Below are 24,877 nucleotides of genomic sequence, written 5' to 3' on the forward strand. Positions count from 1 at the left end.
CTCGCGCCGTGATCGCTGCGCAGCGCGATGCTGATCTCGCTGGTGGTGTCGTCGATGCGCAGTTCGTTGGCGCGGCTGCCCTTGTATTCCTTGCTCTTGACCGTGGCCAGGGTCTTGAAGTCCGGCAGTTTGTACGGCGGCAGGTTGGCGCCGTGGTACAGGCACCCGGTGATCAGCGGCTGGTCGGGATCGCCTTCGAGGAAGGTGATCAGCACTTCCATGCCGACCCGCGGAATGTTGATCGAACCAAAGGTCTCGGCGGCCCAACTGGAGGCCACGCGCATCCAGCAGGTGGTCTTGTCGTCGTGCTGGCCTTCGCGGTCCCAGAAGAACTGCACCTTCACCCGACCGTATTGGTCGCAGAAGATTTCTTCGCCTTCGGGGCCGGTGACCACGGCGCTTTGCGAACCGAGGACTTTGGGTTTCGGGTGGTCCAGCGGCGGACGGTACGGCACGTCCCACGGGATCGCGTTGAAGCGGTTGCGATAGCCCTGGTGGAAATCGTCCTTGTGATCGGTGGTGTCGCTGGTCACCGACTCTTCCAGCACTTGCGGCTGCTTGCCTTCGTGGAAGATTTCGGTGAGCAGCCACAGATCGTTCCACGTCGGATTGGCGTGGTCGGTCAGGGCCAAAAAATGCCCGGTAACCAGAACCGGCTGGTCGCTGTTGCCCTCGGCCAGGCGATAGTCACTGCGGTGGCGTTCGAGATTGCGATTGGCCAGGTGCTTGCCGCGCTCGCGGTCCACGAAACGGCCCGGGTAGTCGTAATCTTCCAGATCCGGCTGGGCGCTGCTCTTGGCGTCGCTTTCCAGCTCGATCTTCGGTTTGACGAAGTCGTAATCGCGCCGCGTGGTGCGGCTGGTGCGGGTGGCCAGGCGCAGGCCGAAACGCTTGACCACCGGTTTGTCCGCCACCAGCCCGGAGTCCTGCTGATAGGCCACCGGCGCCAGTTTCGGGAACACCGTCTGGTCATCGCCGAAGGTCAGTTTGTGGCCGCTGGACGTGTGCTGAAAGTGGTAGTGAATCCCCTCCTCTTCGCACAGGCGCTGGACGAAATGCAGGTCACTTTCATCGTACTGCGTGCAATAGATGCGCTCGGGGTAAACCGCGCTCAGCTGGAAGTGGTAATCGCTGGCGAGAATGCCGTGTTCTTCCAGCACCTGGCTGATGATTTGCTGCACGGTCATCTGCTGGAAGATGCGCTGGTTGAAGCGGTGCGCGAGGTATGAAAGCTGCGGGCGCAGGGAAATCCTGTAGCGGGTCAGGCGCTTGCCCGCCTCGCCCTGGGCGATGCTGTAGATCAGCCCGTGAATACCGGTACCGCTCGGCGAGAGCTGAAGAAACGCCAGTTTGTGCAGCAGGCTTTCGAGGTTGATCGAGGCCTTTTCACTGACCAGTTCCAGCTCGAATTCGAAGGGCGTGTTGAGGGCTTCCCGACCGGTGAACGACAGCACCTGAAAATCGCTGTCCGCGCCATCGATGGTCAGGTTGAAATGAGCCTGGTTGGCCGGTGAGAACATTCCCTTGTCCCTCGTGCTGTGCTGCAGCGCACGCCAGATCAATAAGGATCTGACGCTGAAAATTCTTTGAGTAGTGAAGGTGCCTCGACCGGCGAAACCGGCCGAGGCGATACAACCATCAGTCGCGATTAAACGACCGGAGCACGCCAGTCATCGGAACCCGAAGTACCGGAGACTTCGTGGGTCCAGGTGATTTTGCGGTAGGTGAACTGCACTTCTTCCAGATGAGTGAAGTGGGCGTTCGCCGGGTCCTGGCAGTTGTGCATTTTGTTGTTGATGGCGACGATGATCGCGTCTTCCAGTTTGGTGGTGTAGTAGTGCTCCTGGGTGCCTTGCGCCGAGGTGCGGTACCACTGGATGACGATTTCGCTCATGCGCTCGCCGGAAGTCAGAGCCGCTTGCAGCAGCGGCGAAGCCTTGTCGTAGACCTTGGTGATCACAACTGGCTTGTGCACGCGCTGACCGGTTGGCTGACCGGATTGCGGGTCACGCGGGATGATCACGTCGTGGGTGAACGCCTGAACCATGACTTGGTCTTCATGACCTTCCTGGTAGGTGTTGCCAACGGAGTCGGCGGTGAACGCGCCGGCAGTGATCAGGCCTTGTTTTTCGCCGGTAACCGACATGTACGCTGGTGTTGCCATGGGGTGTGCTCCTTGCTCAAAAGACAGGACCGGACGGCGTGATTGCCTGCCCAGGTGGCCAAGGAGATATCAAAAGTCGTGCCAGCCACATCAGGGCTTTTACCCATCAAAGACTTACGATGCTTGCGTGGGATAAGTTCGTTTTTGGCTGTAGGAAACAGCGAAAAAGTGCGCCAGAAGTTGCGCAGTGCTGTGCAACTTCTTGCGCACTTGGCTGTAAGCCCCGATATAGAGAGCTTGCCGTGGCTTTCACCGTGATTTTATTACGGGCAACTGCGCAACTTTTTGCGCAGTTCAGCCAATCCCATCAGAACTCCGAAATCAGGCTTCCTGCAACGCCCGTGGCCGCTGACTGCGCTGTTGCGCCGCCGCATCCGGCGCCTGCTGCAACTGGAAGTCGAACTTCAACTCGGCTCGGCGTCCCGCTGCATCCTCCAGAAACTCGACCTCCCCGACCAACCCTTCACGGGTCGCATACGCGAAGTCATCCCACAGATATTTGTCCCCGGACAGATTGATCTGCGTCGTCAGATGCCGGTGTCCCGGTGCGGAAATGAAGAAGTGAATATGAGCCGGGCGCTGGCCGTGGCGGCCGAGCAGGTTCAGGCATTCCTGGGTCGGGCCTTGCGGGTCGCAGCCGTAACCGGACGGCACGATGCTGCGGGCGCGATAGCGGCCTTCGGCGTCGGTGATGATCCGCCGGCGCAGGTTGTATTCGGACTGGCTCTGGTCGAAGAACGAGTAAGTACCTTTGGTGTTGGCGTGCCACAGGTCGACCGTGGCGCCGGCGAGCGGCTGGCCTTGCGGATCGAACACCTGACCTTCGAGCAACATCAGCGTGGCGATGCCCTCCTCGCTGCCGTCGTCCATCCGGCATTCCCCTTCGTACAGCGGCGCGCCGGCCACGTACAACGGGCCTTCGATGGTGCGCGGCGTGCCGCCGGTCAAGCCGATCTGCGCGTCCTTGGCGTCCTGCAGCAGGTCGAGGAAATGCTCGAGGCCGAGGCCGGCCACCAGCAGCCCGGCTTCCGAGCGGCCGCCCAGACGGTTGAGGTAATCGACGGCTTTCCAGAATTCGTCTTCGCTGATCTCAAGGTCTTCGATGATCCGGGCGGTGTCCTGCAACACTCGCAGGACGATGGTTTTCAAGCGCGAGCTGCCGCCATCGTTGGCAAAACCGGCGGCTTCTTCGAAGAATTTTTGCAGTTCGGCAGTGTGGGCAATCTTCACGGTCATGGTGTTCACCTCATCTTGTTGTTGTGTTTACTCGGCTCTCTCGGATCAACCACATTCCCTGTGGGAGCTGGCTTGCCAGCTCCCACAGGTTTCAGCGGTGGATTCATTTTTGGGCTCAGCGGTCGTCGGTGTGGATCGACGAGGGATGGCGGCAGAGGCCGTCGATCTCGATTTCCATGTAGGGAAACAGCGGCAGCAGCATGAGGGTGTCGTGCAGCGCTTCGACGCTGGGCACGTCGAACACGCTGTAATTGGCGTAGTGCCCGGCGATGCGCCATAGGTGGCGCCACTGGCCTTCGCGTTGCAGGCGCTGGGCGAGTTCCTTTTCGTCGGCCTTGAGTTTTGTGGCAACGGCCTGATCCATGTCGGCGGGCAATTTCACGGTCATTTTTACGTGGAACAGCATGGCGTTCTCCTTAGGGGTCAGTGCCGGCGAAAACGCGCCAGACGCTCTTCATCCAGTGTCAGGCCCAGGCCCGGGGTGCGTGGAATGTGCAGGTGAAAGTCGCGGTATTGCGGGCGCTCGGTGACAATGTCTTCGGTGAGCAACAGCGGACCAAACAGCTCGGTGTCCCAGGTCAATTGCCTGAGCGTAAGGAACGCATGGGCCGAGGCCGACGTGCCGACGGAGCCTTCGAGCATGGTGCCGCCGTACAGGGCGATGCCGGCGGCTTCAGCGATTTGCGCGGTGCGCAACACGGCGCGCGGGCCGCCGTTCTTGGCGATCTTCAGGGCGAAGACGCTGGCGGCGCCGTCGGCGGCGAGGCTGAACGCGTCCTCGACGCTTTCGATGGATTCATCGGCCATGATCGGTGCCAGGCTGCGCTGGTTCAGACGAATCTGACCGGAACGATTGACTCGCGAGATCGGCTGCTCGATCAGGTCGATACCGTTGTCGCCGAGCACCCGGCAGCCGCGAATTGCCTGGGACTCGTCCCAATACTGGTTGACGTCGACCCGCACACTGGCACGCTCGCCCAGGGCTTTCTTGATCGCCACCACGTGTTTCAGATCCTGCTCCAGCGGGTTGGCGCCGATCTTCAGTTTGAAGATCCGGTGCCGCCGCGCTTCCAGCATTTGTTCGGCCTCGGCGATGTCGCGGGCGGTGTCGCCGCTGGCCAGGGTCCAGGCCACTTCGAGGCTTTCGCGGACCCGACCGCCGAGCAGTTCGCTCACCGGCAGGCCGAGGCGTTTGCCTTGGGCGTCGAGCAAGGCGCTCTCGATGGCGGACTTGGCGAAGGTGTTGCCCTTGGCAATCTTGTCGAGCTTCTGCATGGCGACGTTGATGTTGTCCGCGTCCATGCCGATCAGCGCCGGCGCCAGGTGCGCATCGATGTTGGCCTTGATGCTTTCCGGGCTTTCATAGCCGTAGGCCAGGCCGCCGATGGTGGTGGCTTCGCCGATGCCTTCGACACCGTCGCTGCAACGCAGGCGCAGGATCACCAGCGTCTGGTTCTGCATCGTGTGCATCGCCAGTTTGTGCGGGCGGATAGTCGGAAGGTCGACGATGATCGCCGACAGGTTTTCAATCAGGATCCGGTTCATTTCAGTGTCCATTCAAGCGTGATCAACCGAGGTCTCCGCCACCGACCGGCAGGGTTACACCGGTGATGTAGGAGGCGTCGTCCGAGGCGAGAAACAGGATCGCGCCGACCTGTTCGTCAATGGTTCCGTAGCGTTTCATCAGGCTGCTATCGAGGGTTTGCGCGACGATTTCCTGATACCAGGCCTGCTCCTGCGCGGATTGTTCGGCGGCGTTGCGCGGGATGCGCCGAGGCGGCGCTTCGGTGCCGCCGGGCGCGGTGGCGTTAACCCGGATCCCGCGCTCGGCATTCTCGAAGGCCAGACAGGCGGTCAGTGCATTGATCCCGCCCTTGGCCGCGCCGTAGGGAACACGGTTCAGGCTGCGGGTCGCAATCGACGACACATTGACGATCGCCCCGCGATCCTGCTTGAGCATGTACGGCAATGCGGCGTGGCAGCACCAAAGCGTCGGGAACAGCGAACGGCGCACTTCGGCCTCGATCTGCTCGACTTCGTAGTGCTCGAACGGCTTGGCCCAAATGGTGCCGCCGACGTTGTTGACCAGCACATCCAGACGCCCGAACGTATCGACGGCGGCGCTCATCACCCGGGCGCAATCGGCGTATTGCTCAAGGTCGGCGGTCAGCGACAGCACGCCCTCGCCTTGCAGTTCGTGAACCAGTCCGGAGCGGTCGACGGCAATGACCTGCGCGCCCTCCTCCAGGAAGCGCTCGCACACCCGGCGACCGATGCCCTGCGCCGCGCCGGTGACCAGCGCGACCTTGTTGGCGAATCTGTTGTTCATGACACCCTCGCAATTCAGAAAGAAGATTCAGGCCGCCGCGAATTTCTCGTAGTAGAAGTTCGCCGGCGTGATGCCCTGCTCGCGGATGTACTGGCTGACGGCCTCGACCATCGGCGGCGGGCCGCACAGGTACACGTCGACATCGCCTTCGTTGAGGTGGCGCGGTTCAATGTGCTGAGTGACGTAGCCCTTGAGCGGGTGCTGGCTCTGCGGATTGGCCACGCAGGCGCCGAAGCTGAAATTCGGGATGCGCGCGGCGAAGGCTTCGAGGCGGTCGAGTTCCACCAGATCGAAATCGTTGGTCACGCCGTAGATCAGGTGCACCGGATGTTCGCTGCCCTGCTCGGCGATCTTCTCCAGCATCGCCGTGAATGGCGCCAGCCCGGTGCCGCCGGCCAACAACAGCAGCGGCCGCTTGATCTCGCGCAGGTAAAAACTCCCCAGCGGCCCGGCGAGATTCAGGCTGTCGCCGGCCTTGGCCAGCCCGGTGAGGAAGCTGCTCATCAGGCCGCCGGGGACATTGCGGATCAGGAAACTGACCTCGCCGTTCTTCTGCAACGAGCTGAAGGAATAGGCGCGCGATTGCTCGCTGCCCGGTACTTGCAGGTTGACGTATTGCCCTGGCAGGAACGCCAGTTTGCTCAGGGATTCACCCTTGAGCGACAGCGCGATGGTGCTTTCGGAGAGCTGCCGGACATCGCTGATCGCCGCTTGATAACTCGCCTGTTCGGTCTTGCACACCTGCGAGCCGACCGGCACCCGCACCACGCAGTCGCTTTCAGCGCGCATCTGGCAGGTCAGCACATAACCCTGGGCCAGTTCGTCGTCACTCAGGGCGTCTTCGATGAAATTGTCGCCCATGGCGTAACGCCCGGCTTCGGCGAAACACTTGCAGGTGCCGCAGGCGCCGTCGCGGCAGTCCAGCGGGATGTTGATACCTTGGCGATACGCCGCGTCGGCAACGGTTTCGTGGCCCGAGGCCTCGATGAAACGGGTGACCCCGTCTTCGAAATTCAGTGCGATCTGGAAACTCATGGTGCACCTCGCTCACAGCGTCGAGCCCGGCTCGGCGCCGTCTCGATCAGATGTGATAGATGTCGATGACCTGACGGACGTAATCGTTCTTCAGCACGACTTTCTTGGCCTTGATCAGCGGCTGTTCGCCGCGCAGGTCGAGGGTGTAGAAGCTGGTGCCGAAATAACTGTCGGTGACCTGATAGCGAAAGCTCAGGGTGTGCCAGTTGAAGCGCACCTGACATTGCCCTTCGCCCTGCTCGACGATCTCGATGTTGCTGAGGTTGTGCGAGGTGCGGGTGTCGGGGATGGTCGCACTGGAGCGCTCGGTCTTGATCCGGAACACCCGGTCTTCGAGACCGCCACGGTTGCCGTACCAGATCAGCGAGATTTCGCTTTGCGGGTCTTCGGTCAGGGTGTCGTGGTCGTCCCAGGCCGGCATCCAGAAACTGGCGTCGGCAGCGTAGAGCTCCAGCCACTGATCCCACTGTCCGTCGTCCAGATAACGTGCTTCGCGGTAGAGAAAATCGCGCACGGTGTCGTAGAGGTTGCTCATTGCACGGCCTCCACGGGGATCAGGTTTTTATCGCTGGCGGTGGCCTTGAGCATGGTTTCCTGCCAGTACTTGTGTTGCAGCACGAACAGGCCTTCGTCCTCGGTGCGCATGCCGGACAGCAAGGGCTTGAGGTCGATTTCCTCGGCCGCCGCGTCCGCGCCTTCGACCCAATGGGTCGCACCACGGGACATGTCGTTCCAGCCGCGCCCGGCGCCGTAACCGGTCTGGCATGAGCGGAACTCTTCGAGGTCATCCGGGGTGGCCATACCGCTGACGTTGAAGAAGTCTTCGTATTGGCGAATGCGCTTGGCCCGGGCCTCGGCGCTCTCGCCTTTGGGGGCAATGCAATAGATGGTGATCTCGGTCTTGTCGACGGAGATCGGCCGGGCGATGCGGATCTGCGAGCTGAACTGATCCATCAGATACACGTTGGGGTACAGGCACAGGTTGCGCGAGTTCTCGATCATCCAGTCAGCGCGAGCCTGGCCAAAGTCCCGGACCAGTTCATCGCGACGCTCGTAGGCCGGACGGTCCTCGGGGTTGGCCCAGCGGGTCCAGAGCAGCAAGTGGCCGTGGTCGAACGAGTAGAAACCGCCGCCCTTCTTCGCCCAACTGCCGGCGCTCATGGTCTTGATTTCTTCGCCAGCGTCGCGCTGCTGACGCTGGTTCTGAGTGGCGGCGTAGTTCCAGTGCACGGAGCTGACGTGATAGCCATCGGCGCCATTTTCGGCGGTGAGTTTCCAGTTGCCTTCATAGATGTAGGAGCTGGAACCGCGCAGCACTTCCAGGCCTTCAGGGGACTGATCGACGATCATGTCGATGATCTTGGCCGACTCGCCCAGGTGCTCGGCGAGGGATTTCACATCGGCGTTCAGGCTGCCGAACAGAAAGCCGCGATAGGACTCGAAACGCGCGACTTTGGTCAGGTCATGGGAGCCTTCGCAGTTGAAGCCTTCGGGGTAGCCGGCCTCGCTCGGGTCCTTGACCTTGAGCAGTTTGCCGCTGTTGTTGAACGTCCAGCCGTGGAACGGGCAGGTATAGCTGGAGCGGTTGCCGGACTTGTGCCGGCAAAGCATGGCGCCGCGATGGCTGCACGCATTGAGAAAGGCATTGAGTTCACCGGCCTTGTTGCGGGCAATGAACACGGGGTGGCGGCCCATGGTGGTGGTCAGAAAGTCATTGACGTTGGGGATCTGGCTTTCATGGGCGAGGTAGATCCAGTTGCCTTCGAAGATGTGCGCCATCTCCAGTTCGAACAGCCGCGGATCGGTGAACATCTCCCGCTTGCAGCGGTAGGCCCCCTTCTCGGGGTCCTCTTCAAGCATGGCATTGAGGTAGTCGATTCCCAGGGACATGGCCGGGGCCTCCATTGTTATTGTTCAGGCCAGGTCAGATTAGGGAGGCAACGCGGGCGGCAATATCCGAATCCTGCAGAGCGCTATCCGTTTTGTGCAGGACGGCGCAGCAGGTGCTTCAGATTGTTTCGAGGCGGGAATTCAGTGGCGGCGCTTGAAGGTCACGGACGGCAATTCGCCGAACTGCTGGCGATAGCTTTCGGAGAAACGCCCGAGGTGCAGGAAGCCGTAGTCGAGCGCCAGTTCGGTGAGGTTGCGCACCGGGCAGCTCGGGTCGCTGAGACAGGCATGAATGCGCTCCAGCTTGCGCTGGCGGATGTATTGCATCGGGGTCACGCCGAGCTGGCGTTCGAACAGCGCGTACAGTGAACGCGGGCTCATGTTCGCCTGGGCCGCCAGGTGTTCGGCAGGCAGATCCAGCTTCAGGTTGCGCTCTATATAGTCGAGGATCCGCTCGAAACTGACGCTCGGCGAACTCAGGCATTCACGGCTGACGTTGGTGTTCATCAGCGAGATCAGTTTGCTGCCGACGATCTGCGCATAATGCTCCTGCACCCGCAGCAACGGGTCACTGGCTTCGGCTTCCTGGCAGATCATGCCCAGCAGGCTGGTAAAACCTTCCAGTTCGTCGAGCCGGTAATGATTGCGCAGGAACCGGATGCCCCCGGCAGGATGCAGCCAGCGCTGTTCGTCGCACACCGATTCCAGCACGCTGACCGGCACCTTGAGGATGAATTTCTCGCAATCGTCGGAATAGGTCAGGTCGACCGGATCATCCGGGTTGATCAACAGCAATTCGCCCGGCACCAGGTGATGCTCGCGCTTGTGCCCGCGCCACAGGCAGTTGCCTTGCAGCAGGACTTGCAGGTGATACACGGTTTCCAGCGCCAGCGACGTCACGCGAACGCTGCCGCCATAGCTGATGCGGCACAGATCGAGATCGGCGAGTTTGCGGTGGTTGAGGCTGGCTTGCGGGTGGGTGGCTTTGGACAGGCCGATGAAATGCTGGCCGACGTGCTGGTTCACATAGTCGGAGACGGCATACGGGTCAGCGTGGCGAAACACGCTGCTGCGGTCGCTCAGCAGGCGGCTGTCCATGGGCAAGGCACTCGATCTTGTCGTTATGGTGATGGTCACGGTTTGCGCCATCACCGGTCACAGTACGCCGGCGAACAAGATCGGGCAATTGGACGAAGGTTCGGGTGTCCGGTGACCGAACGGTTTCATCGAGCAGATATGTTCAGGCCAATGTATGCCAGTAGAAATGAATGAATTCGTCTTCATATTCGGCGAAAAGCGAGACGATGAAATCTGTTTTCATCGAGTACATCAATAACGCACCGATGAAACCGGAAGGCTCGTGCAGTGGTTGCTTGAGCGGCACGATCAGTTCGACCGCCCGTTCTGCCACCAACTGGTTGAAAACCTCTTCGGAAATCGGTTCAAACTGCGCGCCGCCAACGTATTCCGGGAAGCTGTGATCCCCACCTGGTTGACGTTCGTGCCACTCGGCATTCAGCCACACATTCAAGCCGTTCGTATGATGCGATTTGCTCACGCGGGTGATTCGAATGTACTCCTGACCGCAGGGGACGAGGAAGGCGCTCGATGGATACGTCAGGTAGTAAAGACCGGGACAATCGTTGTGGCAGGGCCAAAAAAGCAGCTGTTGTCGCGTGAGTTGGTCAAAGTCGTTTCTGTCGAACATGGGAACCTTTGGCTGATAAGGGGATGAGCATACATTTGCAGCGCCAAAATGTTTTTCAGGTGGCAGGACAATGCGGCTCTGCAAGGTGAACCCAGCCCCTCAAAGCAGACTCCACGACACCCCGACATACATCGCCATGCCCTCACCCGGTGTGGAGCGTGCGGCGTCCAGTCCTTTATCGTCATAGCCCGGCGTAACTGTAGCGGCGTAGTGTTTGTCGGTCAGGTTGCGCATGTCCAGCCAGGTCTGCCAGTCGCCTTTCGGTGCGTTGTAACCGAGGGTCGCGCCGAAGGTGGCGTAAGGATCGGCGTAATAGCTGTTGGCGTAATCCACTGCGGTTTTCGAGACCAGTTGCGTGTTGACCGCCGCGAAGAACCCCTGCGGGAAGTCGTAGCGCAGTTCGCCCTGGTAGTAATGCATCGGCAGGCCCGGCAAGCGGTTGTCGCCGAAGCGGTCGTCGTCGCGGTAGTGGAAGTCGCTGAAGGTATAGGCCTGGCGCAGGCTCAACTTGCCGCCATCGTTTGCTGACCACAGGTTGCTGAGCAGGCTGGCTTCAATACCTTGGTGCACGGTCGGGCTGGCATTGAGTTCGTATGGCGTTGTGGTGTTGGCGTCCGGCAATACCGAAAGCAATTCGTGGCGCACTTGAGCGTAGTACCAGGCCAGGCTCCACTCGCCCAACGCGCTGTCGCCGCGGCCGCCGAGTTCCAGGGTGGTCGCGGTCTGGTTCTGCAGTTTGACCGGGTCGCGCTGGGTGCCGGTCGCTGCGCCGCTACCGGCCGGGAAGCGTACGTTGGAGCTGTAGATCAGCGACCACGGATGCGGCGCTTCGACCGAACGGCTGAGGTTGCCGAACAGTTGCAGATCCGGCGTCACCTGATAGCGCAGGCCCAGACGGGGCGCGTAGTCCCAGTCGCCGAGGCTGGTCTTGCCACCGCCTTCCGGGTAGGTCACCGCGCTTTCACGGCGAGTGTAGATCGCGGCGAGGCCGGTGGTCAGCCACAGGTCGTCAGCGATTTCCAGGTCGTTGCCCACGTGCAGGACAGAATCCGAACCCTGATAAGTGAAGTTGCGCATGTGGGTGCCCGGCGCATAGCCAGCGGTGTTGCCGGTGGGAATCCGCACCCGTTCGCTGGCACCGTCGTTAGGCAGGTGCTTGGTGACTCGCAGGCCCACGGTGCTGTTGCTCTCCATCCCCCAGAGCGTGTCGCGACGCTTGTAGTCGAACGTGCCGCTGACATCGGTGTACGCCACCTTCAGGCGGTTGGGGCCTTCGCGCAGGTCCATCGGGTAGTCGTGATAAACCAGACCGGTCTGAATGCTCGAATCGTCATCGATGTAGTACGTGGTCTTGTTGCCGATGAAGGTGCTGCCGGGCTGATCGCGGCTGTCGTTGCGCGTCACGTAGGCCGGGTTGGCCGCGCGCGGATCATGCTCGATGGAGTGTTTGGTCACCCGACCGGCGAGGTCATTGTCGGTCTCGCGGTGACGAATGTAGAAGCGGGTTTCCAGATTCGGATTGAAGCGATAACCGAAGTTGGCGATCACGCCCTGGCTCTTGCTCGCGGTGTGATCCTGATAACCGTCGGAATGCGCATCGGTCATCGACAGGTAGTAATCGAAATCGCCCAGCACCTGACCGGAGCTGACTTGTCGCTGGGCATAACCGTGGCTGCCCATGACATAGCGCACATTCAGCAGTGGCGCGTTGTAGCCGGTGTGGCTGACGTAATCGACCGCCCCGCCGAGAGCCAGCGAACCGCGTTCAAATCCGTTGGCACCGCGCAGCACTTCTACATGGTCGAGCCACAGCGGCTCCAGTAATTCGTAAGGCGTACCGCCGGGGCCGGTCAGCGGCAGGCCGTCGAGCATCGTGTACAGCCCCGAAGCGTGGGCGCCGGGGGCACGGTTGATGCCCGAGCCACGGATCGAGATTTTCGTCCCTTCGTTGCCCGCTGACTGGGCATAAACACCGGGCTGATACGCCAATACGTCCTGATTGCTCGCGACCCGGCCCTGCAACGGACGGCGCATATCGACCACGTTGGTGCCGCCGGGCACCTGCGCAAGCCGCGCCTCGGCCTCTTCAACCGACGCATCCTCCCCGCTCCGGTCCTCGGCGCCGATCAGCACCTGCCCCAACTCCAGGCGCTGGCTTTCAGCCAGGGCCGGACAGGCCAGGGCCAGCCCCAGCAAGGCAGTGGGCAGGGTTTTGAACGCGGGCATCGAGAGCACTCCAGACATACGGAAACGGGCAGTGAGAACTGCGACGTATGAAGGGACGAACGGAGCACATGGGGATTTGGGTTTTGCCCGCGAGGACTCAGTAATACCGCCGTGGATCCGAGTCGATGAGGCTCGCCAGTTTGGTCAGGGCGAAGCGCAGTTCTTCCTGGCTGGTCGGCGACATCAGCACCAGCCGCACGCACCGGGTGATCCCTGAGCGCTCCGCCTGGAACTGCGTGCCGCTGAGCACCAGCACACCGTTGGCCCGGGCGAGCATGGTGAATTCGTCGGCGGTCCAGGGTTCGGGCAGCGTCAGCCAGACGTGGTACGAGTACGGTTGGGTCTTGAGTTCGAAGCCGGCGAAGATTTCCTGGGCGATCGCCTGACGGCCGGCGGCCTCGTTGCGCTGGATGCGGATCAGTTTCTTGTCCAGGCCTTCGGTGATCACATTGCTGGCCAGTTGCGCGGTCAGCGGCGACGGCATCCACACGCTGCTGCGCACCATCGAGGTCAGGCGCGACAGCAGTTTCGGCGGACTGTAGAGATAGCCGACGCGCAACGCCGGCATGACCGATTTGGACAAGCTGGTGAGGTACACCGAACGGTCCGGCGCAAACGCCGACAGCGGTTTGATCGACGGATCGGTGGCCAGAAAACCGTAGATGTCATCGTCGAGAATGATGAAGTCGAACTCTTCGGCCAGCGCCGCAATCTGCGCCCGGCGCTTTTGCGACATGATCGACGCCGTCGGGTTCTGACAGGTTGCCACGCACACCAGCATCGCCGGTTTCTCCCGCAGACACAGCTCGCGCAACGCTTCGGGAATGATCCCTTCGTCGTCCATGGCCACGCCACGCAGACGGCGCTCGAGGCCATGGGCCAGGGAAATGATGCCGGGGTAACAAAGCTCTTCGCAGAGCACCAGGTCGCCGGCATTGGTCAGGGCGCTCATCGCGACCATCAGGCCATGCTGGGCGCCGGCGGTGATTACCACTTGCTGCCATTGCGCGTCGGGCAAGGAATGACGCAGCCACTGCGCACCCGCCTCGCGATGGGCCGGGTGACCGCCGTCCGGGGCGTAATCAAGGGCCCGGGCGAAATCCGTGCTTTTGGCCATGCCCACCAGCGCGCCGCGCAGCCAGTACTCCAGCGTCTCGCTGTAGGGCTTGATGATCGACAGATCAAGCAGCTCCGACTGCCCCAGATTCAGCGGCGCGGCGCTGTTGCTCGCCGGCAGCTCCAGTTGGCTCTGGCTCAGCACATACGTCCCGCGCCCCACCTCGCCCTGCACCAGACGCCGCCGATGGGCTTCGCTGTAGGCCCGGCTGATCGTGCCCGGCGTGACATTCAGAGTGGTGGCCAGCTCCCGCAGGGTCGGCAGGCGATCGCCTTCGTTCAACACGCCATTGCTGATATCGCGCGCCAACGCATCGGCAATCGACAAATACATCGGCTGGTTGAACTCGCTTAGCTGGGGAACCCACATGAATGATCACTGCCCATCGTAGAAATGATGAATATCCGAGCATATCACACGGAGGTTAGGCAACTAATAAATCAACCCAATCGATCAATTGAGTCGATTGATGCCACGATTGAATCGATACGCGTCGTGGCCTTGAAATATTTGCGAAATAATTTATCGGCTTATTAATCAAATACTTAATCTGGCAATAGCGGAAAAACAGGAACTGATAGCAAAAAAACATCTCGTAACAACCCGGCGGACTATTGAATCAACTCAATCCATTCAAATACACTCATCTCGAATCGAATCAATCGACTCAATTCTCCTGACCACTGCGCGACTCCGCCGCGCCAAGCCGAGACATCATGGACACAATCAGAAAGGACCTATCCCTCTCAGCCGTCATTGCGGGCTTCATTGCCGTGATCATTTCCTATGCCGGCCCGCTCATCATCGTGTTCCAGGCCGCCAAGGAAGCACACCTTCCGAATGACGTGGTGTCATCGTGGATCTGGGCCATTTCCATTGGCAGCGGAATTACCGGTCTGTTGTTGAGCTGGCGCCTGCGGATCCCGGTGATCACGGCGTGGTCGACCCCAGGTGCGGCGTTGCTGGTGTCGATGCTGCCGACCGTCACCCTGCCCCAGGCCATCGGCGCTTATATAGTGGCCTCGCTGATCATCGCCATCGTGGGCCTGTCCGGCGCCTTCGACAAATTGATGAGCCGGCTGCCCAAAGCCATCGCCGCCGCCATGCTCGCGGGCATTCTGTTTCGCTTCGGCGCCGAGCTGTTCACCTCGATCAAGCTGCAGCCAGAGCTGGTGCTGTCGATGATTGCGGCGTACCTGATCTTCAAACGCGTCTCGCCGCGCTACGCCATTCTGTCGGTGCTGATTGTCGGCTGCGCCGTCGCCGCCTCGTTCGGCACTCTCAACAGCGGCTCGATCACCATCGCCGTGGCCCAACCGGTATTCATCGCCCCTGAATGGAGCTGGCACGCGATCATCAACATCGGCCTGCCGCTGGCGCTGGTGACCCTGACCGGCCAATACGTGCCGGGCATGGCGGTGTTGCGCACCTCGGGCTACAACACCCCGGCCCGCTCGATCATTTCGGTCACTGCAATCGGTTCGGTCCTGATGGCGCCGTTCGCCTCCCACGGCTTCAACCTGGCGGCCATCACCGCCGCGATCTGCACCGGCCGCGAAGCCCACGAAGACCGCGACAAGCGCTACATTGCCGGGATTGCCTGCGGGGTGTTCTACATCCTGATGGGCACCTTCGGCGCGACCCTGGCGTCGGTGTTTTCCGCCCTGCCCAAAGAACTGATCGCCTCCCTCGCCGGCCTCGCCCTGTTCGGCGCAATCAGCGCCGGCCTGACCGGTGCCATGGCTGACGAGAAACAGCGCGAAGCCGCCCTGATCACCTTCCTGGTAACGGCTTCCGGCATGAGCTTCCTTGGCCTGGCCGCCGCGTTCTGGGGCTTGATCTTCGGCCTTGTCGCCCACTTCGTGCTGACCTGGACCCGGGAAAGCAAAGCCGCCGCCATTGCCGAGGGCAGCCGTCCATGACCGCCCGTTACGATTTCATTGTGGTGGGCGGCGGCATCGCCGGTGTCTCGGCCGCTTATGAGCTGGCCGCTCACGGCAGCGTCTGCCTGCTCGAACAGGAACAGCAACTGGCCTATCACACCACTGGCCGTTCGGCGGCGATCTCGATGGAAAGCTACGGCAACCAGCAGATCCGCTCGCTGACCTGCGCGTCCCGACGCTTCTTCGAGAACCCGCCGGAAGGTCTGGCCGAGCATCCGCTGTGGGCACCTCGGGGTGCCTTGATCGTGGCGCAGGCCGCGCGGGTGGACAAACTGGCGGCGCGGTTCAATGCGGTATTGGCGCAAGTGCCAAGCGCAAAGTTCCTCGATGCCAAGCAGGTGCTGGAACTGGTGCCCTACCTTGCCGAAGGCGCCTGGAGCGCCGGGATCTATGAGCCCAGCGCTTTCGATCTGGATGTGCATGGAATCCACGGCGCCTACCTCGGCGGCCTGCGTGCCCGGGGCGGCGTGGTCAAACGCGAGAGCGAAGTGCTGCGCGGCGAACGGCGCGCCGGGCACTGGACCTTGCATACTGCTGACGGCCAGCAACTGCAAGCCGCCATCGTGGTCAACGCGGCCGGCGCCTGGGCCGATGAACTGGCCGAGCGCTGCGGCGTGCCCAAGGTCGGCGTGCGACCGTTGCGGCGCACCGTGCTGGCAGTCGATCCGCAGTGCGACGTGCACCACACGCCGTATCTGGGCACGGTCGACGAAGACATTTTCATCAAGCCCGAGGCCGGTCGGCTGATCGTTTCTCCCTGCGACGAAAGCCCTTCGCTGCCCTGCGATGCGTTGCCGGAAGAACTTGATCTGGCGATCACCATGGATCGCCTGCAGAACACCACACGCCTGCGCCCACGCTCGATCATCAATAAATGGGCCGGCCTGCGCACGTTTGTCGCCGACCGCTCGCCGGTGCTCGGCCAGGATCCCGAAGAGGAAAGCTTCATCTGGCTGGCCGCTCTCGGTGGCTACGGCATTCAGGCCGCGCCGGCCATCGCCCGGCTGTGCGCCCACGCCGCGCTGGGTGTTGCCATGCCGAAGGATCTGGCGGCGCTGCAACTCAATTACCAGCACTTTTCCCCGGCTCGCTGCCGCGACGAGGCATTTGCCCGTCTGGCCGTGAAACAGGTTGCCGATTTGCACTAACCCACCACCCACCCAACAAGGATCGTCACCATGCAAACCAACGCTCAAATCCAGTCCGCCGCCAAGCCATTCCTGGGCGAAGAAAACGTGATTTTCACCGACAAGGCGCCTCTGCCGCTGGGCACCTATTCCCAGGGGATCAAGGTCAGTCACGGGCAGACCATCTACCTGTCGGCCCAGACACCCGTGTCGGCGCTGAACAACGAAGTGTTGGCCAAGGATTTCGAAGGCCAGTTGCGCCAGACCCTCGACAATCTGGCGCAAATGGCCGAGGCCGCCGGTGGCAGCCTGGCGAACGTGGTCAAGGTGACGGCGTTCATCACTGACCTGAGCGAGTTCCCGACCCTGAACCGGGTCATGGAGGAGTACTTCACCCCGCCGTATCCGGCCCGCACCACTGCCGGCGCCAGCGCCCTGGCGCGCAATACCCTGGTCGCCATCGACGCCATCATGGTGGTCTGAAACACCGTCTGTCAGCAGTGCCCGCCGGTCCGTTTTTTCGGACCGGCGTTGGCAGGGAATGCACCCGCACAGCGTACTTCCAGGGGATGGCCATGAAGAATTCGTACAGAGAGTATGTGTTGCAGTGTCTGGTGTGCGACCGCAGCTACCAGCCGCACGAGGTCAGTTATTTCTGCCCTCATTGCAAAGTCGATGGTGCCCTTGACGCGCTTTACGATTACCCGACGCTCAGACGTGAATGGCCCAAAGAAAGCCTGGCCCACCACCAGGCCCGTGGCATGTGGCGCTATGACCGACTGATGCCGTTGAGCTCGACGCAGTTCATTCCGCCGCTACTGGTGGGCAATACGCCGCTGTACGCACCGACCGATCTGCTCGGCAAAGGCTCGCGGATCAAGGTCTTGATCAAGGATGAATCGCGCCAGCCCACCGGGTCGCTGAAGGATCGCGCCAGCGCGTTGGCCGTGGCTCACGCCATGCAGTCCGGTGCGCGCACCGTGGCGGTGGCCAGCACCGGCAACGCGGCTTCGGCACTGGCCGGAATGAGTGCCAGTCTGGGCCTGCACAACGTGATCTACCTGCCCCGAAGCGCACCCCGTGAAAAGCGCGCGCAGATGCAGGGCTACGGCGCCGAGATCGTGCTGGTCGACGGTCAGTACGACGAAGCCTTCGAGCAATGCCTCAACGCCTGTGAACGATACGGCTGGTACAACCGCACCACCGGCATCAATTCGTACATGAGCGAAGGCAAGAAAACCGTCGCCTTCGAGATCTGCGAACAACTGCACTGGCAGGTGCCGGATCTGGTGTTCGTGCCCGTCGGCAATGGCTGCATTCTGGGCTCGGTCTACAAGGGTTTCTTCGACCTGCTGCAACTGGGCTGGATCGAGCGCATCCCGCGCCTGATCGGCGTGCAGGCCGAGCACAGCAACTTCATGTACCGGGCCTGGCGCAGTGACCGACCGATGCAGCAGACTGAACGCATCGCCCCCACCAGCCTGGCCAGCAGCATCAACGTGGCGCTGCCCCGCGACCGGCTCAAAGCCATGCGCGCGGTGACCGCCAGCGAGGGCGAATTCATGTGTGTCAGCGACGCGAGCATCGTCGCCGCCGCATCGAAGCTTGCCGCCAGCACCGGCGTGTTTCCCGAAGCCGGCGCCGCCAGTGCCTTCGCCGGCCTGCTGAAGTACGCCGAACAACACCCCGACACCGCGCAAACCGCCGTGATCCTGATCACCGGCAGCGGCTTGAAAGACACCTCCATTTTTCTCTCCGACACGGCCGCGAGCCCGTCACGTGTGTTCCCTCATCACGTGCCGACCACGCTGACCGAAACGCTTGCACAAGGAATCACCGCATGAGCCTGCAAAATTTCGACCCCGCCATTGCCCGCCTGATCGACCGCGAACGCAATCGCCAGGAAACTCACCTGGAACTGATCGCCTCGGAAAACTACGTCAGTGAAGAAGTGCTCCAGGCCCAGGGCTCGCTGCTCACCAACAAGTACGCCGAAGGCTATCCGGGCCGGCGCTATTACGGCGGCTGCAAGGTCGTCGACGAGATCGAGAACCTGGCCATCGAACGCGCCCGCAAACTGTTCGGTTGCGAGTACGTCAACGTCCAGCCGCACTCTGGTTCACAGGCCAATCAGGCGGTGTTCCTGGCGGTGCTTGAGCCCGGCGACAGGATACTGGGCATGTCCCTGGCCCACGGCGGGCACCTGACCCACGGTGCCTCGGTGAATTTCTCCGGGAAGTTTTTCCAGGCCTTCACCTATGGGCTGGAGAAGGACAGCGAAACCCTCGACTACGATCAGATGGAAGACCTGGCCCGCGAACACCGGCCGAAGATGATCATCGCCGGCGCTTCAGCCTATTCGCGCGTCATCGACTTCCCGCGCTTTCGCAAAATCTGCGATGAAATCGGCGCTTACCTGATGGTCGACATGGCCCACTACGCCGGCCTCATCGCGGCGGGCGTGTACCCGTCGCCGGTGGGCATCGCCGACTTCATCACCTCGACCACGCACAAGACCCTGCGCGGCCCGCGCGGCGGCCTGATTCTGGCCAAGGCCGAATACGCTGCCGTGCTCGACAAGACGATCTTCCCGGTTTATCAGGGCGGCCCGCTGATGCACGTGATCGCCGCCAAGGCTGTGGCGTTCAACGAAGCTCTGGGCGACGAGTTCAAGCATTACCAGCAACGGGTGATCAACAACGCCCGGACCATGGCCGACGTGCTGACCCGACGCGGATTGCGCGTGGTGTCCGGCGGCACCGACTGCCACATGTTCCTGCTCGACCTGCGCGCGATGAACATCACCGGCAAGGACGCCGAAGCCCTGCTGGAAAGCGCTCACATCACGCTGAACAAGAACGCGATCCCCGATGACCCGCAGAAACCGGCGATCACCAGCGGCATCCGCATCGGCACGCCAGCACTGACCACTCGCGGTTTCGGTGAGGCCGAATGCGCCGAAGTGGCCAACCTGATCGCCGACCTGCTGGAGCAACCGGACAACACCGCGCGGGTGGAAAACATCCGCCGTCGAGTGATGCACCTGTGCGAATGCTTTCCGGTGTACCTGCTGACGTGACGAGTAGGCCGGCCGCTCAGTTCTTGCACTTGGCCAGCACCACCTGGCAAGTGTCGGGTGTGCCACCGGAGCGGCCGGCATAACGAATGCAGTTGTTCAGGGATTTCTGTCGGGCGATGTTCAAGGATGAACCCCAGGCCAGCCCGCCTTCGCCTACCGTTGGCAGCGCCTTGGCATAACAACTGTCGCCGACCCCGGACGCGGGATACCGGTTCTTGGCCGCCCGACTGGAGCAGCTGGCAGTCAGCACCAGACTGACGGCAATCAGGCTCGGCAGGATCCATGACGAGCATTGGCACAGCCGCTTTGCGCTCATCGCGTTTCCTCTGCCGCAAGGCCTGTCATGTGATGGGGGGAATGCCCCTATGAGTCTAGTCGTGACGGACCGATACCGACTCAACGTTCCGTCGCCTGCCGGTACTGGCGCGGGGTGAACCCGGTCGATGCCTTGAACTGCCGAGTGAATGCGCTGTGATCGGTGTAGCCGCATTGCAGCGCCACCTCGGTGATCGGCAGCTCGGTGAGCAACAAGCGGTGGGCATGATCCAGCCGCACCTTCTGGATCATCTGCCTCGGCGTCAGGTGGAACACCCGTTTGCAATAGCGTTCCAGTTGCGCCACCGAGATACCGGCGATTCGGGTCAATTCGCTCAATGTCACCCGCCGATTGAAATGCGCGCGGATGTGTTCATCGACCGCCGCCAGTCTCTGGAATGCTGGATGTGTTTCGGCGGCTGATTGCAGATCCACCGAAATCCCCGCGAGGCCGATGATCTCGCCGTCACGGTTGTACAGCGGACGCTTGTGCGTCAGGCACCAACCCGGTTCGCGACTGCCGTACAGGTGCAGTTCCAGCTGATCCTCCAGCACCAATCCCTCTTCCAGCACCCGCCGATCCTGCTCGGTATAACCCGGTCCCAGTTGCGCCGGAAATACCTGCGCACTGGTTTTCCCGAGCAGCGGTTTCAAGTCTTTCAGGCCGCAGCGTTGCACCAGCGTGCGATTGGCCAGGACGTACCGCGCCTGCACATCCTTGATGAAGATCGCCGCGTTCGGAATCACGTCCAGCATCGGCAACAGCGGTGCCACGCCGGCCAGCAGTGCGTCGAGGGTATGCGGCCGATGGCGCTCATCGCCCTGGCACAGGATCGCAAACGCGTTCTGCATGTGAAGGTCTTCCCCGGTGAGTGGATCGGCCTGAAAACGTGCCCGCCCTGAGGCGTTCGCGTGCAGATTGCAGCAACGTTTGCGGCGTGTCGAGCGCCGCCGTCTTTCTTCGCAACTGTGCCGATTTCGTCATCCGCAGTTGCGCAAAACATCAATCGCCCGACGCCCGATGAGTTCACTGTTTAGCCGTTCCAGTGACTCACACCTGCCTATCCAATAACTCACAAGAAGGCGATGCCATGTCAGGCCAAGGCAAGTTCAAAAAACAACTTTCATTGATCGACCTCACCTTTATCGGACTGGGGGCGATCTTCGGTTCCGGCTGGTTGTTCGCGGCCAGTCACGTGTCGGCGATAGCCGGGCCGGCGGGGATTTTTTCCTGGTTGCTGGGCGGGTTCGCCGTGTTGCTGCTGGGCATCGTCTACTGCGAGCTGGGCGCGGCATTGCCAAGGGCCGGCGGCGTGGTGCGTTACCCGGTTTACAGCCACGGGCCGCTGCTCGGTTACTTGATGGGTTTCATCACGCTGATCGCGTTTTCCAGTCTGGTGGCGATTGAGGTGGTTGCCTCTCGCCAATACGCGGCGGCCTGGTTTCCGAGCCTGACCAAGGCCGGCAGCGGTGATCCGACCCTGCTCGGCTGGCTGGTGCAGTTCGGCCTGCTGTGCGTGTTCTTCCTGCTCAACTACCGCAGCGTGAAGACCTTCGCCAAGGCCAACAATCTGGTCAGCGTTTTCAAATTCATCGTGCCGCTGCTGGTGATCGGCGTGCTGTTCACCTTCTTCAAACCGGAAAACTTTCAGATCCAAGGCTTCGCCCCTTTCGGACTCTCGGGCATCGAGATGGCCGTCTCTGCCGGCGGCGTGATCTTCGCCTACCTCGGCCTGACCCCGATCATCTCGGTGGCCAGCGAAGTGAAGAACCCGCAACGCACCATCCCGATTGCGCTGATCCTGTCGGTGCTGCTTTCCACTGCGATCTACGTGTTGCTGCAAACCGCCTTCCTCGGCGGCATCCCGACCGAACTGCTCGCCAATGGCTGGGCCGGGGTTTCCAAGGAATTCGCCCTGCCGTACCGCGACATCGCCCTGACGCTGGGCGTGGGCTGGCTGGCGTATCTGGTGGTCGCCGACGCGGTAATCTCCCCCAGCGGCTGCGGCAACATCTACATGAACGCTACGCCTCGAGTGATCTACGGCTGGGCGCAGACCGGCACCTTCTTCAAGGTCTTCACCCACATCGACGCGAAGTCCGGCATCCCGCGTCCGGCACTGTGGCTGACCTTCGCCCTGTCGGTGTTCTGGACCCTGCCGTTCCCATCGTGGGAAGCGTTGATCAACGTGGTGTCCGCCGCGCTGGTACTGAGCTACGCCGTCGCTCCAGTGACCGTCGCCGCGCTGCGTCGCAATGCCCCCGACATGCCGCGCCCGTTCCGGGTCAAGTGCATGGGCGTGCTGGGGCCGGTGTCGTTCATCATCGCTGCGCTGATCGTTTACTGGTCGGGCTGGAACACCGTGTCCTGGCTGCTCGGCCTGCAAATCCTGATGTTCGTCGTCTACCTGCTTTGCGGCCGCTTCGTGCCGACCTCTCACCTCAGCCTGTCCCGGCAAGTGCGCTCGTCAGCGTGGCTGATCGCCTTCTACGCGGTGACCATCGTCCTGTCGAAACTCGGCACCTTCGGCGGCCTGGGCATCCTCATCCATCCATTCGACACCCTGGTCGTCGCAGCCTGTGCAATGGGCATTTATTACTGGGGCGCCGCTACCGGCGTACCGGCACACCTGCTGCGCCTGGAATCCGAAGAGGATGAAAGCGAAGTCGCTTCGCCGTCCCCCGCCTCCACCGCCAATCCTCGCGCCGCCGGCGCTTACTGAAATCACTTAACGGGACCTGTCCATGAAACGAGTACACGTCATTGATTCCCACACCGGCGGCGAGCCCACGCGTCTGGTGATGAAAGGTTTTCCCGATCTGCCCGGCCACACCATGGCCGAGAAGCGCGATGCCCTGCGCAACCAGCATGACCAATGGCGCCGCGCCTGCCTGCTGGAACCGCGTGGCAACGATGTGCTGGTGGGCGCGCTGTATTGCGAGCCGGTGTCGCCGGACGCCACCTGCGGGGTGATCTTCTTCAACAACGCCGGTTACCTCGGCATGTGCGGCCACGGCACCATCGGTCTGGTCGCATCGCTGCAGCACCTGGGGCTGATCGCGCCGGGGGTGCACAAGATCGACACCCCGGTCGGCCCGGTCAGCGCAACGTTGCATGAAGACGGTGCCGTGACTCTGGGCAACGTGCCGGCTTATCGATTTCGTAAGCAGGTGGCGGTGGAAGTGCCGGGATACGGTCGTTTCCTCGGCGACGTGGCCTACGGCGGCAACTGGTTTTTCCTGGTCTCCGAACACGGCCAGACCCTGACGATGGACAACGTCGAAACCCTGACCGACCTCACCTGGAAAATGCTCAAGGCCCTCGAAGAGCAAGGCATCCATGGCGAGGACGGCGCGCTCATCGACCATATCGAACTGTTCGCCGATGACGCCGAAGCCGACAGCCGCAACTTCGTCATGTGCCCCGGCAAAGCCTACGACCGCTCCCCTTGCGGCACCGGCACCAGCGCCAAACTGGCGTGCCTGGCCGCCGACGAAAAACTCGCGCCCGGCGAGCGCTGGGTGCAGGCGAGCATCACCGGCAGCCAGTTTGAAGGCCGCTTTGAATGGGAAGGCGAACGCATCCGCCCGTACATCACCGGCCGCGCCCACATGACCGCCGACAGCACGCTGCTGATCGACGAAACCGATCCGTTCGCGTGGGGCATCTGAGCCGCTGCGCTGTTTTTTCAACCCCCTCTGAAAGACCGTTCCAAGGAGAACAATAATGAGCGACAACATCTTCACCGGCTGCATGCCCGCCCTGATGACCCCGTGCACCGCCGCGCGCAAACCGGACTTCGATGCGCTGGTGGCCAAGGGTCGCGAGCTGATCGACATCGGCATGAGCGCGGTCGTGTACTGCGGCTCCATGGGCGACTGGCCGCTGCTCACCGAAGCGGAGCGTCAGGAAGGTGTGGCGCGGCTGGTGGCCGCCGGCATTCCGACTATCGTCGGCACCGGCGCGGTCAACACCCGTGAAGCGGTGTCCCACGCGGCCCATGCGGCGAAGGTCGGCGCGCAGGGGTTGATGGTGATTCCTCGGGTGCTGTCCCGTGGTGCTTCGGCGGCGGCGCAAAAGGCCCACTTCGCGGCGATTCTGCAAGCCGCGCCGAACCTGCCGGCTGTGATCTACAACAGCCCCTACTACGGCTTCGCCACCCGCGCCGACCTGTTCTTCGAACTGCGCCGTGAATACCCGAACCTGATCGGCTTCAAGGAATTCGGCGGTGGCGCCGACCTGCGCTACGCCGCTGAAAACATCACCTCCAAGGATGATGACGTGACCTTGATGGTCGGTGTCGACACCCAAGTGGTGCACGGCTTCGTCAACTGCAACGCCACCGGCGCCATCACCGGAATCGGCAACGCCCTGCCCCGCGAAGTGCTGCAACTGGTGGCCCTGAGCAAGCAGGCCGCCAAGGGTGACGCCAAGGCCCGGCGCCAGGCCCGCGAACTGGAATCGGCGCTGGCGGTGCTGTCGTCCTTCGACGAAGGCACGGATCTGGTGCTGTATTACAAACACCTGATGGTGCTCAACGGCGACAAGGAATACACCCTGCATTTCAACGAAACCGATGCCTTGAGCGACTCGCAACGCCGTTACGCGGAAGCCCAGTACACGCTGTTCCGTCACTGGTACGAAAACTGGTCGGCGGAACAGAACTTCGCCTGACCTGCCGCTGCGCTCCAGCCCGCCGCCACCCAC

23 protein-coding genes are annotated in these 24,877 nt (G+C 62.0%); 8 read left to right on the top strand and 15 right to left on the bottom strand.

Going from position 1 to position 24,877, the window contains the following annotated elements; all coding sequences use genetic code 11:
• The 13 genes from JKA62_RS25980 to JKA62_RS26040 all read right to left on the bottom strand — a co-directional run.
• Positions 1-1,520: type VI secretion system Vgr family protein (locus tag JKA62_RS25980; RefSeq protein ID WP_201820121.1), on the bottom strand; the 1,520-nt coding region annotated here is incomplete at its 3' end.
• Between the two features lie 128 nt (positions 1,521-1,648).
• A complete protein-coding gene (locus tag JKA62_RS25985; RefSeq protein WP_169430015.1) occupies positions 1,649-2,164 on the bottom strand; it encodes an Hcp family type VI secretion system effector in 516 nt (171 codons plus the stop codon).
• Between the two features lie 321 nt (positions 2,165-2,485).
• On the bottom strand, positions 2,486-3,400 hold the full coding sequence (gene catA, locus JKA62_RS25990; RefSeq protein ID WP_201820123.1) for a catechol 1,2-dioxygenase: 915 nt from the start codon (positions 3,398-3,400) through the stop codon (positions 2,486-2,488).
• A gap of 115 nt (positions 3,401-3,515) precedes the next feature.
• Positions 3,516-3,806 (bottom strand): muconolactone Delta-isomerase, encoded by a 291-nt coding sequence (gene catC, locus JKA62_RS25995; protein WP_201820125.1) that lies wholly within the window; start codon positions 3,804-3,806, stop codon positions 3,516-3,518.
• A gap of 17 nt (positions 3,807-3,823) precedes the next feature.
• Positions 3,824-4,945 carry a muconate cycloisomerase family protein gene (locus JKA62_RS26000; RefSeq protein ID WP_201820127.1) on the bottom strand — a complete coding sequence of 374 codons (1,122 nt, stop codon included), beginning with the start codon at positions 4,943-4,945 and terminating at the stop codon, positions 3,824-3,826.
• 22 nt (positions 4,946-4,967) lie between these two features.
• Positions 4,968-5,729, bottom strand: a complete 762-nt coding sequence (locus tag JKA62_RS26005) for a 1,6-dihydroxycyclohexa-2,4-diene-1-carboxylate dehydrogenase (protein ID WP_011333749.1) — start codon at positions 5,727-5,729, stop codon at positions 4,968-4,970.
• Positions 5,730-5,756: 27 nt separating this feature from the next.
• A complete protein-coding gene (benC, locus tag JKA62_RS26010; RefSeq protein WP_201820129.1) occupies positions 5,757-6,764 on the bottom strand; it encodes a benzoate 1,2-dioxygenase electron transfer component BenC in 1,008 nt (335 codons plus the stop codon).
• Between the two features lie 46 nt (positions 6,765-6,810).
• Positions 6,811-7,299, bottom strand: coding sequence for a benzoate 1,2-dioxygenase small subunit (benB, locus tag JKA62_RS26015; protein WP_011333747.1), 489 nt, complete (start codon positions 7,297-7,299; stop codon positions 6,811-6,813).
• A complete protein-coding gene (gene benA, locus JKA62_RS26020; RefSeq protein ID WP_201820133.1) occupies positions 7,296-8,654 on the bottom strand; it encodes a benzoate 1,2-dioxygenase large subunit in 1,359 nt (452 codons plus the stop codon). Before benA ends, benB begins: the two co-directional genes overlap by 4 nt.
• A 141-nt stretch (positions 8,655-8,795) precedes the next feature.
• Positions 8,796-9,752: an AraC family transcriptional regulator gene (locus JKA62_RS26025; protein WP_201820135.1), complete on the bottom strand. Its 957-nt coding sequence runs from the start codon at positions 9,750-9,752 to the stop codon at positions 8,796-8,798.
• A gap of 142 nt (positions 9,753-9,894) precedes the next feature.
• Positions 9,895-10,446 (bottom strand): hypothetical protein, encoded by a 552-nt coding sequence (locus tag JKA62_RS26030; protein WP_236676669.1) that lies wholly within the window; start codon positions 10,444-10,446, stop codon positions 9,895-9,897.
• Between the two features lie 15 nt (positions 10,447-10,461).
• Positions 10,462-12,588 carry a TonB-dependent receptor family protein gene (locus JKA62_RS26035; protein ID WP_011333743.1) on the bottom strand — a complete coding sequence of 709 codons (2,127 nt, stop codon included), beginning with the start codon at positions 12,586-12,588 and terminating at the stop codon, positions 10,462-10,464.
• Positions 12,589-12,685: 97 nt separating this feature from the next.
• Positions 12,686-14,074, bottom strand: coding sequence for an aminotransferase-like domain-containing protein (locus JKA62_RS26040; protein ID WP_201820138.1), 1,389 nt, complete (start codon positions 14,072-14,074; stop codon positions 12,686-12,688).
• A gap of 347 nt (positions 14,075-14,421) precedes the next feature.
• Between JKA62_RS26040 and JKA62_RS26045 the strand changes: the two genes are divergently transcribed.
• From JKA62_RS26045 to glyA, 5 genes are all read left to right on the top strand, one after another.
• Positions 14,422-15,627, top strand: a complete 1,206-nt coding sequence (locus tag JKA62_RS26045) for a benzoate/H(+) symporter BenE family transporter (RefSeq protein WP_011333741.1) — start codon at positions 14,422-14,424, stop codon at positions 15,625-15,627.
• Positions 15,624-16,796: an NAD(P)/FAD-dependent oxidoreductase gene (locus tag JKA62_RS26050; RefSeq protein ID WP_011333740.1), complete on the top strand. Its 1,173-nt coding sequence runs from the start codon at positions 15,624-15,626 to the stop codon at positions 16,794-16,796. The genes JKA62_RS26045 and JKA62_RS26050 overlap by 4 nt, the downstream gene beginning before the upstream one ends.
• Positions 16,797-16,826: 30 nt before the next feature.
• On the top strand, positions 16,827-17,258 hold the full coding sequence (locus tag JKA62_RS26055) for a Rid family detoxifying hydrolase (protein ID WP_007958112.1): 432 nt from the start codon (positions 16,827-16,829) through the stop codon (positions 17,256-17,258).
• A 92-nt stretch (positions 17,259-17,350) separates the two neighbouring features.
• Entirely contained in the window at positions 17,351-18,619 is a 1,269-nt protein-coding gene (locus JKA62_RS26060) for a threonine synthase (protein ID WP_011333739.1), read from the top strand.
• The gene (gene glyA, locus JKA62_RS26065) at positions 18,616-19,854 is read left to right on the top strand and encodes a serine hydroxymethyltransferase (RefSeq protein ID WP_011333738.1); all 1,239 of its coding nucleotides are present in this window, start codon (positions 18,616-18,618) and stop codon (positions 19,852-19,854) included. Before JKA62_RS26060 ends, glyA begins: the two co-directional genes overlap by 4 nt.
• Before the next feature lie 16 nt (positions 19,855-19,870).
• Here the strand turns inward: glyA and JKA62_RS26070 are convergent, their stop codons facing one another.
• Both JKA62_RS26070 and JKA62_RS26075 read right to left on the bottom strand, forming a co-directional pair.
• The gene (locus JKA62_RS26070) at positions 19,871-20,170 is read right to left on the bottom strand and encodes a hypothetical protein (RefSeq protein ID WP_041475224.1); all 300 of its coding nucleotides are present in this window, start codon (positions 20,168-20,170) and stop codon (positions 19,871-19,873) included.
• Between the two features lie 80 nt (positions 20,171-20,250).
• Complete coding sequence (locus JKA62_RS26075) at positions 20,251-21,021, bottom strand: AraC family transcriptional regulator (protein WP_011333736.1); 771 nt, start codon at positions 21,019-21,021, stop codon at positions 20,251-20,253.
• 239 nt (positions 21,022-21,260) lie between these two features.
• Between JKA62_RS26075 and JKA62_RS26080 the strand changes: the two genes are divergently transcribed.
• Genes JKA62_RS26080 through JKA62_RS26090 form a run of 3 tightly spaced genes read left to right on the top strand, consistent with a single transcriptional unit; the run spans position 21,261 to position 24,844 of the window.
• Complete coding sequence (locus JKA62_RS26080) at positions 21,261-22,892, top strand: APC family permease (RefSeq protein ID WP_201820141.1); 1,632 nt, start codon at positions 21,261-21,263, stop codon at positions 22,890-22,892.
• A gap of 22 nt (positions 22,893-22,914) precedes the next feature.
• Positions 22,915-23,841, top strand: coding sequence for a 4-hydroxyproline epimerase (locus JKA62_RS26085; protein ID WP_011333734.1), 927 nt, complete (start codon positions 22,915-22,917; stop codon positions 23,839-23,841).
• A gap of 55 nt (positions 23,842-23,896) precedes the next feature.
• Entirely contained in the window at positions 23,897-24,844 is a 948-nt protein-coding gene (locus JKA62_RS26090) for a dihydrodipicolinate synthase family protein (protein ID WP_064595748.1), read from the top strand.
• The last annotated feature ends 33 nt before the right edge of the window (positions 24,845-24,877 follow it).

The organism is Pseudomonas sp. B7 (assembly GCF_016735645.1).
Lineage (GTDB): Bacteria > Pseudomonadota > Gammaproteobacteria > Pseudomonadales > Pseudomonadaceae > Aquipseudomonas > Aquipseudomonas glycinae.

Coding starts and splice junctions, on each gene's coding strand:
- JKA62_RS25985 (WP_169430015.1), bottom strand. CDS start 2,164: ATGGCAACACCAGCGTACATGTCGGTTACCGGCGAAAAACAAGGCCTG.
- catA (WP_201820123.1), bottom strand. CDS start 3,400: ATGACCGTGAAGATTGCCCACACTGCCGAACTGCAAAAATTCTTCGAA.
- catC (WP_201820125.1), bottom strand. CDS start 3,806: ATGCTGTTCCACGTAAAAATGACCGTGAAATTGCCCGCCGACATGGAT.
- JKA62_RS26000 (WP_201820127.1), bottom strand. CDS start 4,945: ATGAACCGGATCCTGATTGAAAACCTGTCGGCGATCATCGTCGACCTT.
- JKA62_RS26005 (WP_011333749.1), bottom strand. CDS start 5,729: ATGAACAACAGATTCGCCAACAAGGTCGCGCTGGTCACCGGCGCGGCG.
- benC (WP_201820129.1), bottom strand. CDS start 6,764: ATGAGTTTCCAGATCGCACTGAATTTCGAAGACGGGGTCACCCGTTTC.
- benB (WP_011333747.1), bottom strand. CDS start 7,299: ATGAGCAACCTCTACGACACCGTGCGCGATTTTCTCTACCGCGAAGCA.
- benA (WP_201820133.1), bottom strand. CDS start 8,654: ATGTCCCTGGGAATCGACTACCTCAATGCCATGCTTGAAGAGGACCCC.
- JKA62_RS26025 (WP_201820135.1), bottom strand. CDS start 9,752: ATGGACAGCCGCCTGCTGAGCGACCGCAGCAGCGTGTTTCGCCACGCT.
- JKA62_RS26035 (WP_011333743.1), bottom strand. CDS start 12,588: ATGCCCGCGTTCAAAACCCTGCCCACTGCCTTGCTGGGGCTGGCCCTG.
- JKA62_RS26040 (WP_201820138.1), bottom strand. CDS start 14,074: ATGTGGGTTCCCCAGCTAAGCGAGTTCAACCAGCCGATGTATTTGTCG.
- JKA62_RS26045 (WP_011333741.1), top strand. CDS start 14,422: ATGGACACAATCAGAAAGGACCTATCCCTCTCAGCCGTCATTGCGGGC.
- JKA62_RS26050 (WP_011333740.1), top strand. CDS start 15,624: ATGACCGCCCGTTACGATTTCATTGTGGTGGGCGGCGGCATCGCCGGT.
- JKA62_RS26055 (WP_007958112.1), top strand. CDS start 16,827: ATGCAAACCAACGCTCAAATCCAGTCCGCCGCCAAGCCATTCCTGGGC.
- JKA62_RS26060 (WP_011333739.1), top strand. CDS start 17,351: ATGAAGAATTCGTACAGAGAGTATGTGTTGCAGTGTCTGGTGTGCGAC.
- glyA (WP_011333738.1), top strand. CDS start 18,616: ATGAGCCTGCAAAATTTCGACCCCGCCATTGCCCGCCTGATCGACCGC.
- JKA62_RS26070 (WP_041475224.1), bottom strand. CDS start 20,170: ATGAGCGCAAAGCGGCTGTGCCAATGCTCGTCATGGATCCTGCCGAGC.
- JKA62_RS26075 (WP_011333736.1), bottom strand. CDS start 21,021: ATGCAGAACGCGTTTGCGATCCTGTGCCAGGGCGATGAGCGCCATCGG.
- JKA62_RS26080 (WP_201820141.1), top strand. CDS start 21,261: ATGTCAGGCCAAGGCAAGTTCAAAAAACAACTTTCATTGATCGACCTC.
- JKA62_RS26085 (WP_011333734.1), top strand. CDS start 22,915: ATGAAACGAGTACACGTCATTGATTCCCACACCGGCGGCGAGCCCACG.
- JKA62_RS26090 (WP_064595748.1), top strand. CDS start 23,897: ATGAGCGACAACATCTTCACCGGCTGCATGCCCGCCCTGATGACCCCG.